Source organism: Azonexus fungiphilus, assembly GCF_003634965.1.
Taxonomy (GTDB): domain Bacteria; phylum Pseudomonadota; class Gammaproteobacteria; order Burkholderiales; family Rhodocyclaceae; genus Azonexus; species Azonexus fungiphilus.
In genome coordinates, this window is record NZ_RBXP01000018.1 from 210,633 (window position 1) to 219,303 (window position 8,671).

Annotated in this window: 7 protein-coding genes and 2 tRNA genes; 3 read left to right on the top strand and 6 right to left on the bottom strand. The window is 65.5% G+C overall.

The features are described from left to right. Positions 1 to 6 precede the first annotated feature (6 nt). The 5 genes from DFR40_RS14835 to DFR40_RS14855 are packed head-to-tail and all read right to left on the bottom strand — an operon-like array spanning position 7 to position 6,770. Complete coding sequence (locus DFR40_RS14835; RefSeq protein ID WP_121459276.1) at positions 7 to 1,866, bottom strand: thiamine pyrophosphate-binding protein; 1,860 nt, start codon at positions 1,864 to 1,866, stop codon at positions 7 to 9. Continuing rightward, on the bottom strand, positions 1,863 to 3,179 hold the full coding sequence (rfbH, locus tag DFR40_RS14840; RefSeq protein WP_121459277.1) for a lipopolysaccharide biosynthesis protein RfbH: 1,317 nt from the start codon (positions 3,177 to 3,179) through the stop codon (positions 1,863 to 1,865). The genes DFR40_RS14835 and rfbH overlap by 4 nt, the downstream gene beginning before the upstream one ends. Then, positions 3,176 to 4,243, bottom strand: a complete 1,068-nt coding sequence (gene rfbG, locus DFR40_RS14845; RefSeq protein WP_121459278.1) for a CDP-glucose 4,6-dehydratase — start codon at positions 4,241 to 4,243, stop codon at positions 3,176 to 3,178. The genes rfbH and rfbG overlap by 4 nt, the downstream gene beginning before the upstream one ends. Next, positions 4,240 to 5,010 carry a glucose-1-phosphate cytidylyltransferase gene (gene rfbF / locus DFR40_RS14850; protein ID WP_121459279.1) on the bottom strand — a complete coding sequence of 257 codons (771 nt, stop codon included), beginning with the start codon at positions 5,008 to 5,010 and terminating at the stop codon, positions 4,240 to 4,242. The genes rfbG and rfbF overlap by 4 nt, the downstream gene beginning before the upstream one ends. Continuing rightward, positions 5,007 to 6,770: a GGDEF domain-containing protein gene (locus DFR40_RS14855; RefSeq protein ID WP_121459280.1), complete on the bottom strand. Its 1,764-nt coding sequence runs from the start codon at positions 6,768 to 6,770 to the stop codon at positions 5,007 to 5,009. Before DFR40_RS14855 ends, rfbF begins: the two co-directional genes overlap by 4 nt. Positions 6,771 to 6,812: 42 nt before the next feature. Between DFR40_RS14855 and DFR40_RS14860 the strand changes: the two genes are divergently transcribed. Next, positions 6,813 to 6,886, top strand: a tRNA-Thr gene (locus tag DFR40_RS14860). 1 nt (position 6,887) lies between these two features. Here DFR40_RS14860 and DFR40_RS14865 read toward each other — a convergent pair. Further along, positions 6,888 to 7,688 (bottom strand): IclR family transcriptional regulator, encoded by an 801-nt coding sequence (locus DFR40_RS14865; RefSeq protein ID WP_121459281.1) that lies wholly within the window; start codon positions 7,686 to 7,688, stop codon positions 6,888 to 6,890. A gap of 93 nt (positions 7,689 to 7,781) precedes the next feature. On the opposite strand from DFR40_RS14865, the gene DFR40_RS14870 reads away from it, so the two are divergent. Both DFR40_RS14870 and DFR40_RS14875 read left to right on the top strand, forming a co-directional pair. Continuing rightward, positions 7,782 to 8,399 (top strand): ParA family protein, encoded by a 618-nt coding sequence (locus DFR40_RS14870; RefSeq protein ID WP_121459282.1) that lies wholly within the window; start codon positions 7,782 to 7,784, stop codon positions 8,397 to 8,399. Between the two features lie 70 nt (positions 8,400 to 8,469). Next, positions 8,470 to 8,546, top strand: a tRNA-Met gene (locus DFR40_RS14875). Positions 8,547 to 8,671: the final 125 nt, after the last annotated feature.

Sequence of the window (8,671 nt, forward strand, 5' to 3'; positions counted from 1 at the left end):
GGTGTTTCAGCCGTCGAGGCGGTTCGCTGCCAGTTCTGCTCGTTCCAGGAAGGGCGACATGTCGTCCAGTGCTGGTGTACTCATCGACCCATCCGGCAGTTTTCTTGAGGCCAGTTTCGGAGAAAAGGCCTGGGCCGGGTCGACGACGACCTCGATCAGTGCCGGCCCGGGGCCCGCCAGCAGGGCTGAGGTCTCTGCCGCCTGCCAGCTGTCGGCGCTGTCCACCCGGCGGGCAGGAATGCCGAGGGCGCCGGCGAGGGCGACGAAGTCGGGCAGGCTGACGCCATCGTCGGGGCCGATGCCGAACATGTTGTCCTGGAAGTAGGCGGCCTGGGTCTGGCGGATCGAGTGATAGCCGGCGTTGTTGAGGACGATGACCTTGACCGGCAGGCGGTAGCCGACCAGGGTTTGCAGTTCCTGCAGGTTCATCATCAGGCTGCCGTCGCCGGCCAGGCAGATCACCGGCTGGCGGTCGCGGGCGATGCAGGCGCCGATGGCCGCCGGCAGGTCATAGCCCATCGAGGCGTCGCCGGAGTTGGTGAACAGCCTTTGTCCGGCCTGCAGCCGGGCCGCCTGGAAACCCATCACGCAGGCCGAGCCGTTGCCGGTGACGACCACGGCGTTGCGGTCCAGTCCGGCGAACAGCAGTTCGATGAAGTGGTAGGGGTTGAGCGGTCGGTCCGACGTTCGTTGCGTGGCGTCGACGACCGGGTAGCGGGCAACGCGCTCGCGGCACCAGCGCAGGTAGTCGGTGTGGGCGGCCGGCGGCGCGTAGGCCTCGAGCCGGGCCAGCCAGGCCGGGATGAAGTCGGCCAGGTCGGCGTGGATCTTGTGCTCGATCGACAGCGTCGGCTTGTCGAGTTCGGCGGCGTCGATGTCGACCATGAACTTGCGCGCGCTAGCGGCGAAACTGCGCCAGTTGTAACTGACCTGGCGGATGTTCAGGCGGCAGCCGAGGACGATCAGCAAGTCGGCGTTCTGCACCGCGAAGTTGCCGGCGCGGTCGCCGACGGTGCCGGGGCGGCCGGCGTAGGCCGGATGGTCGTCGGTAAGGCTGTCGTGGGCGTTCCAGCCGGTGACGACGGGGACGCCGAGCTTGTCGCAGAGCGCGATGAAAGCCTCCTGCATGCCGGCCAGGCGGACCCCGGTGCCGGCCATCAGTACCGGCCGCCGGGCGGCGGCGAGCGCCGCCGTCAGCGTCTCGAGCTCGGCCGCGAACTGGCGCCGCGGCGGTTGCGCCAGCCAGGCCCGGGTGTTCGGGCAGAGGCCGGGATCGTCGAGCAGGGCCTGACGGTCGTCCTCGTTCCAGCCGGGCAGCTGCTCGGGGTCGATCTGGGTGCTCTGGACGTCGACCGGGACGTCGATCCACACCGGCCCGGGACGGCCACTGGTGGCCAGGAACAGGGCGCGGTCCATGACCTGGCGGACGGCTTGCGGGTCCTGCAGCGTCGTTGCGTACTTGCAGACCGGGCGGGCCATGCTGACGATGTCGACTTCCTGGTCGCCGAGCTGGCGCAGCGGTTGCGGGAAGTTGCGCAGGTAGGTTTCGCGCTTGACCTGGCCGGAGACGACCAGCATCGCGATCGAATCGACGTAGGCGCCATAGACGCCGTTGAGCGCATTGACGCCGCCGGGGCCAGTGGTCACGTTGAGTACGGCGAGGCGGCGGGCGGTCCGGTAGTGTGCTTCGGCAGCCATCGCCGCGGCCTGTTCGTGATGGAAGCAGACCGGCGTCAGCTGAGGGTGGCGGCCGAAGGCGTCGTTGAGGTGCATGGCGCCGCCGCCGGTGACCAGGAAGACGTGGCGGGCGCCGGCTTCGGCACAGCGCTGGGCGATGTAGTCGGCAACGCGCAGGCTGCGGCTCATGCGAAATTCACCCCGAGGAAGGTCTTGATCCGGTCGGCGACGTAGTCGAGCATGTCCGGCGTCAGCGCCGGATGGATGCCAAGCCAGAATGTGTCGCGCATGATCCGGTCGGCCTCGGTCAGCGAGCCGGCTACGCGGTACTGGCGGCCGGCCATGTAGGGCTGGCGGGTCAGGTTGCCGGCGAACAGCAGGCGGGTGCCGACCTTGTGCTGGTCGAGGTAGCGCAGCAGCGAGACGCGGTCGCAGGGGGCGGTGTCGCGCAGCGTCACCGGGAAGCCGAACCAGGACGGCGCACTGCCCGGCGTGGCTTGCGGCAGGATCAGGAAATCGGCCAGTTCGGCCAGTTGACCGTGCAGGTGCGCGAAATTGCGCCGGCGGGCGGCGATGAAGCCGTCGATCCGGTCGAGTTGGGCCAGCCCGATCGCGGCCTGCATGTCGGTGATCTTGAGGTTGTAGCCGAGGTGCGAATAGACGTACTTGTGGTCGTAGCCGGCCGGCAATTCGCCGAGCTGCCAGTCGAAGCGCTTGCCGCAGGTGTTGTCGCAGCCCGGGTTGCACCAGCAGTCGCGGCCCCAGTCGCGCAGCGATTCGAGAATCTGCTTCAGTTCGCGGTCGACCGTGAACACCGCGCCGCCTTCGCCCATGGTGATGTGGTGGGCGGGGTAGAAGGAGAGCGTGCCGATGTGGCCGAAGCTGCCGACCTTGTGGCCGTTCAGCGTCGAGCCGAGGGCGTCGCAGCAATCCTCGACCAGCCAGAGGCCGTGCCGGTCGGCCAGGGCGCGCAGGGCGGCGGCGTCGAACGGGTTGCCGAGCGTGTGCGCCAGCATGATCGCCCGCGTGCGCGGCGATATGGCGGCTTCGACGGCGGCCGGCGAGGGATTGTAGGTGCCGATCTCGGAATCGACGAAGACCGGCGTCAGACCGTTCTGCAGGATCGGATTGACGGTGGTCGGGAAGCCGGCCGCCGCCGTGATCACTTCGTCGCCCGGCTGCAGCGCGCGGGCGCCGAGGCGGGGCGAGGTCAGCGCGGTGAGGGCGAGCAGGTTGGCGCTGGAGCCGGAATTGCAGGTAAGGACGTGTTCGATGCCGAGAAAGCCGGCTAGCTTCTTCTCGAAAGCGGCGTTGTAGCGGCCGGTAGTCAGCCAGCCGTCGAGCGAGGCGTCGACGAGATTGACGAACTCGGCGGCACCGAGCACTTTGCCGGACGGCGGCACGGCGCTTTGCCCGGGGACGAAATCGCTGGCGGCGGTGGCGCGTTCGCCATAGGCGCGGACCAGGTCGAGAATGTGTTGTCTTTCTTGGTCCAGCGTCATCGTTGTTGTTGCTCGCGTTGTTGCTCGTATTCGGCGATCTGCGCCAGGCAGACCGCATGCATGTCGGCGCCCGCCAGCCAGGCGCGATGCCAGGCGGCCGTTTGCCGGATGGCTTCCTTCAACGACCAGATCGGCCGCCACTTGAGGATTTTTTTTGCTGCGTCGGCGTCGAGGCTGAGCAGTCCGGCTTCGTGCGGGAAGTCGCTGGCCACATGCTGCCAGGCCGCGGCGTCGCCCCAGGCGTCGGCAAGCAGGTCGGCGACGCTGCCGGTGCTGACGCAGTCGGCGGCTTCCGGGCCGAAGTTCCAGGCCTGCGCGAAGTCGGCCGAGCCGTGGCCGGCTTCGGCCAGCATCAGGTAGCCGGCAAGCGGCTCGAGCACGTGCTGCCACGGGCGCACCGCCCGTGGATTGCGCAGCTGGGCCGTGCGCCCGGCGGCGAAGTCGCGCAGCAGGTCGGGGACCAGCCGGTTGGCCGCCCAGTCGCCACCGCCGATGACGTTGCCGGCGCGGGCGGTGGCCAGGCGGATGCCGGCCGTGGCGAGGAAGGACTGCCGGTAGGCGGTGCACACCAGTTCGGTGCACGCCTTGCTGCTGCTGTAGGGGTCGACGCCGCCGAGCGGATCGTTTTCGCGGAAGGGCTGGCCGGTCTCCGGGTTGGCGTAGCACTTGTCGGTGGTGATAACGACCAGACTGCGCAGCGTTGGCAGCGTTTTTGCGATTTCGAGCAGGTTGACCGTTCCCATCACGTTGGTCGCATAGGTACCGACCGGGTCGCGATAACCTTCGCCGACCAGCGGCTGGGCGGCGAGATGGAAGATCACCTCGGGCGCGGCGGCGCGCATCGCTGCCGCCAGGCTGGCCATGTCGCGAATGTCGCCGAGGGTGGACGCCAGGCGCTGGCCGAGGCCGGCGATCTCGAACAGCGATGGCTGCGTCGGGGGCTGCAGCGCGTAGCCATGGACCTCGGCGCCGAGGCGGCCGAGCCAGATCGCCAGCCAGCTGCCCTTGAAGCCGGTGTGGCCGGTGAGGAAGACCTTGCGGCCGCGCCAGAAGCCCGGGCTCACCACAGCTTCCAGGGGGCGTGGCCGCTTTGCCAGAGTTCTTCCAGCTGCATCTTGTCGCGCAGGGTGTCCATCGGCTGCCAGAAGCCCTGGTGCATCCAGGCGGCAAGCTGGCCGCGCCGCGCCAGTGCGTGCATCGGCTCGGCTTCCCAGGGCTGGCTGTCGTCGTCGATCAGGTCGATGACTGCCGGCTGGAGCACAAAGTAGCCGCCGTTGATCAACCCGCCCTGGCCAAACGGCTTCTCCTGGAAGCGGTTGACCTGGATGCCGTCGATTTCGAGGGCGCCGAAGCGTCCCGGGGGCGTCACCGCACAGACCGTGGCGGCCAGCCCGTGCTGCCGGTGGAAATCGATCTGGGCAGTGATGTCGATGTCGGCGACGCCGTCGCCGTAGGTAAAGCAGAACGGCTCGCCGGGGGGCAGGAAATGGCGGACGCGCTTCAGGCGGCCGCCGGTCTGCGTCTGCTCGCCGGTGTCGACCAGGGTCACCCGCCAGGGCTCGCAGTGGCGCTCGTGCACCTCGATCTGGTTGTTGGCCAGGTCGAAGGTGACGTCGGAATTGTGCAGGAAGTAGTTGGCGAAGTACTCCTTGAGCACGTAGCCCTTGTAGCCCAGGCAGATCACGAAATCGTTGATGCCGTGCGCCGAATAGATCTTCATGATGTGCCAGATGATTGGCTTGCCGCCGATCTCGATCATCGGCTTGGGCTTGAGGTGCGATTCCTCGCTGATCCGGGTGCCCAGTCCGCCGGCCAGAATCACCGCCTTCATTGGCTCACCACCCGGTTCTTGCCGGTCTGCTTGGCTTTGTACATGGCTTCGTCGGCGCGCTTGATCACGCTCGTCGGGTTGTCCTGCTCGGTCATCTGGGTGACGCCGGCGCTGAAGGTGATGAGCACTTTTTCGTTGTCATGCAGGAAGAAATTCTTGGTCAGCTCGCGCTGCAGGCGGGTCAGTACCATTGTCGCGTCCTCGATGTGGGTTTCCGGCAACAGGATGACGAATTCCTCGCCGCCGTAGCGGGCCACCGTGTCCTGCGGCCGCAGCGTGGTCCGGCAGGTATTGGCCAGATGGATCAGCGCCTGGTCGCCGGCGTCGTGGCCGAGCGAGTCGTTCAGCTTCTTGAAATTGTCGATGTCGAGCAGGGCGACGCAAAGGACCGTTTCGTGCCGGCGGGCACGGGCGATCTCCTTGTCGAACATGTCCTCCAGGCCGTGCCGGTTGAGGGCGCCGGTCAACTGGTCGTGGCGGACCAGGATGCTGGTCCGAGCCAGTTCGTGCTCGAGTTCGTGGATCCTGGCCTCGGCCTCCTTGACCTTCTGCTCGGTCTGGCGCAGCTCGTCGTGCGAGCGCAGGGCGTTGATCTGGATGTTCCGGGTTTCGCGCATGACTTCGGCGAGCACGCTTTCGAGTTGCGAGACGTCGTCGGCCGAACTGATCTTGGCGGCGAAACCCTCGATCTTGTCGTGATAGTCGGAGGTGGCGCCGGCGAAGTCGGCGAGGTGGTCGACGAAGCCGGCGAGCATCTGCTTGATCGCCTCGCGCGCGTCGAGCAGGCTGGCCTTGAGCTGGCTCTGCTTGAACAGGACTTCCTTGAGGCGGCGTTCGGCGTCGTCGATGCTGCGCTGCGACAGCGGCTTGTCGATGATTTCGCGGACGACTTCGATCTGCCCCTGCAGCCAGCGGTCGTCGGTGATCAGTTCGGTGATGTTCTCGACCAGCAGGCGCATCAGGCCGAGCAGGCTCTTGCGCAGTTCCTGCTGATCCTCGGCGAGCAGTTCGAGCTTGAAGGCAAAGCGCTTGAGCCGGGCGAGGAAGGCCTGCGTCTCGTCCACCCGGCGCGCACGCCGGACATCGGCGGCCAGGGTGCGGGCGTCTTCGGCCAGCTGGGGGCTGTCGGCCAGCTGGCTGGCAATCGCCGTTTCGAGGGTGAACGCGAACAGCTCGCGAATTTCGTTGAGCAATTGCGGTTCGCTGGCCGCGACCGTCGGCTCGGGGCTGTCGGTTTTTGCCGTTTCTTCGGTGTCGACCGCCAGATTGCCTTCGTTTTCGCTGCCCTGGCCCCAGGCCCGCAACAGCCCCTGGAGCCGGCTGAACAGGTTGTCGCTGTTGCTGGCGCTGCCAGCCAGTACATGCTCGAGCGAATCGCGTTTGCGGGCCGGCGTCAGCCCCGGGTGCCTGGCCTGCCATTGCCGCATCAGGTCGCCGATCAACTCGCCCCAGGCGAGCTTCTGCGTTTCGGCAAGGCCGTTGATGAAGCCGGTGAGGTGATTCTGGTAGGCCTCCCAGTTGGCGGCCTTGACTGCCTCGTCGAGCTGGCGGGCCAGCCGCAGCTGGTCCGGCGAGCTCTTCGGCAGTGCTGCCGCCAGCGAACGCAGCTGCCGCTCGGGGAAGTCGGTGCCGCTCGGCTTGGTGCCGGCGATCTCGTGATACAGGGTCTGGTAATTGTCAGGCGTCGGGGCAATGCGCCGCTGGGCGAGTTGCTTCAGGGTGTCGCGGGCAATTTCGAATGGTGTCGCCGGGCTGCTCATGTGGGAACGTTTCCGATCAGCTATAATCCTGCGCCTGCTTCAGCCCCCGTAGCATGAAGGTCGTGCAGTTGATTTGTAATCATCAGGTGTTGGTTCGATTCCGACCGGGGGCACCAGTCAGTCCTGCATGCTGCCGTAGCCCAGGCGGTGTGACAAGTCGGCAGCCGCCTGCAGCATCGCTTGCGCCGTGCTGCTTTCCCATTCCGCATCGAACTCGCCGACCGAACCGAGCGAGGTGATCGCTGCGACCATGCGGTTGCTGTGGTCGTAAACCGGCGCGCTGAATCCGTTGATGCCCGGCGTCAGGCTGCTGGTGGCGCGGGCCAGGCCGCGTTCGCGGATTTCGGTCAGGACCTTTTCCAGCTGGCGACGACAGGTCGTCAGTGCCGTCTTGCTGCTGTCCGCCTGTTCCTGGAGTTCGGCATCGATCATCTTCTTGAGGAAGGGCGAGCGGTAGAAGGCGGCAAAAGCCCGGCCGGTTGCCGAACGGCTCAGTGAAAGCACGGTGCCCGGACGCAGGGTGATGGTGATCGGACTGCCCGCGTCGACGATGCGGACGATGGTGGCGCCGTGGGTTCCCCAGACCGCCAGGGCGACGGTTTCGTGGATTTCTTCACAGAGATTGTCGAGCACCGGGCCGGCCAGGCGGACCGGATCGAGCCGGCCCAGTCCGGAGAGGCCGAGTTCCAGTGCGTAGGCGCCAAGGTCGTAGCGGCCGGTGCCGGCATCCTGCTCAACGATTCCGATGCGCATGAAACTGACCAGGTAACGATGTGCCTTGGCGGCCGCCATGCCGGCGCCCTTGGCAATATCGCGCAACATCATCGGACGATTGTTCTTGGCAAGGACATCGAGCAGCCGAAAACCGACTTCGATCGACTGAATCCCTTGGCGTTCACTGGCGACTTTGGTGATCATGGTGTGATGGTTGGATCAAAGCCGTTATTCTATGCATCTCCATGGCGCTTGAGTGCGCCAATATCATTGCGCTGTAAACAATAGGGAGTTCACATGCGGGCAGTACTCGTAGCCAATCCCAAGGGCGGTGCTGGTAAAACGACCCTGGCAACCAATCTTTCCGGATACTTCGCCAATCAGTCGCTGGTGACTACGCTCTGCGATCTTGATCGACAGCAATCGGCACTGCGCTGGATGGCGTTCAGGGATCCGGCACTGCCGCCGGTTACCGGTTATTACGGCGGCAACCAGATCGTGCTTAATCTGCCGCGCGAAGCTGACTGGGTGGTTGTCGATGCGCCGGCCGGTTTGCAGGGCTACAAACTGACGGACTATATTCGTGCGGTCGATCGGGTGGTGGTCCCTCTGGTGCCCTCGGTTTTCGATATGGCTGCTACCGAGGATTTTCTCAACTCGATGCGTGCCGAGCTGAGGGCTGCCCGGGGCAAGATCGGGATCGTCGCCATGCGTGTTGATCCGCGCACCCGCGCCGCCGGAATGCTTGAGGAGTTTCTCAAGCACTTCGATATTCCCATTGTCACTTATCTAAGGAACACCCAGAACTACGTCAATGTCGCTGCCGCCGGGGCGACCGTATTCGACCCGCCGCGCGCACGCAATAAGAAAGATCTCGAGCAATGGGCGCCGTTGATTGATTGGCTGCAGGGCTGAGATGAAAGTATTTTGCAGAAGTGCTTGACAGGTGTTTCGGGTCTCTGCATAATTCGGCCTCTCTGACGGACGCGGGGTGGAGCAGTCTGGCAGCTCGTCGGGCTCATAACCCGAAGGTCGCAGGTTCAAATCCTGCCCCCGCAACCAGCAAGCTGGTGAGTCAGAGAAAATTCAGTAGAAAGAAATTTTGCTGAAGTGCTTGACGGAAGTGAGTGAGTGGTACATAATCTCGCTTCTCTGCTGCAGACGAATCGAACGAGACGGCGCGGCGA

Bases quoted from the DNA above. Each gene is read 5' to 3' on its own strand.
- DFR40_RS14835 (WP_121459276.1), bottom strand. From the start codon at position 1,866: ATGAGCCGCAGCCTGCGCGTTGCCGACTACATCGCCCAGCGCTGTGCC.
- rfbH (WP_121459277.1), bottom strand. From the start codon at position 3,179: ATGACGCTGGACCAAGAAAGACAACACATTCTCGACCTGGTCCGCGCC.
- rfbF (WP_121459279.1), bottom strand. From the start codon at position 5,010: ATGAAGGCGGTGATTCTGGCCGGCGGACTGGGCACCCGGATCAGCGAG.
- DFR40_RS14855 (WP_121459280.1), bottom strand. From the start codon at position 6,770: ATGAGCAGCCCGGCGACACCATTCGAAATTGCCCGCGACACCCTGAAG.
- DFR40_RS14865 (WP_121459281.1), bottom strand. From the start codon at position 7,688: ATGATCACCAAAGTCGCCAGTGAACGCCAAGGGATTCAGTCGATCGAA.
- DFR40_RS14870 (WP_121459282.1), top strand. From the start codon at position 7,782: ATGCGGGCAGTACTCGTAGCCAATCCCAAGGGCGGTGCTGGTAAAACG.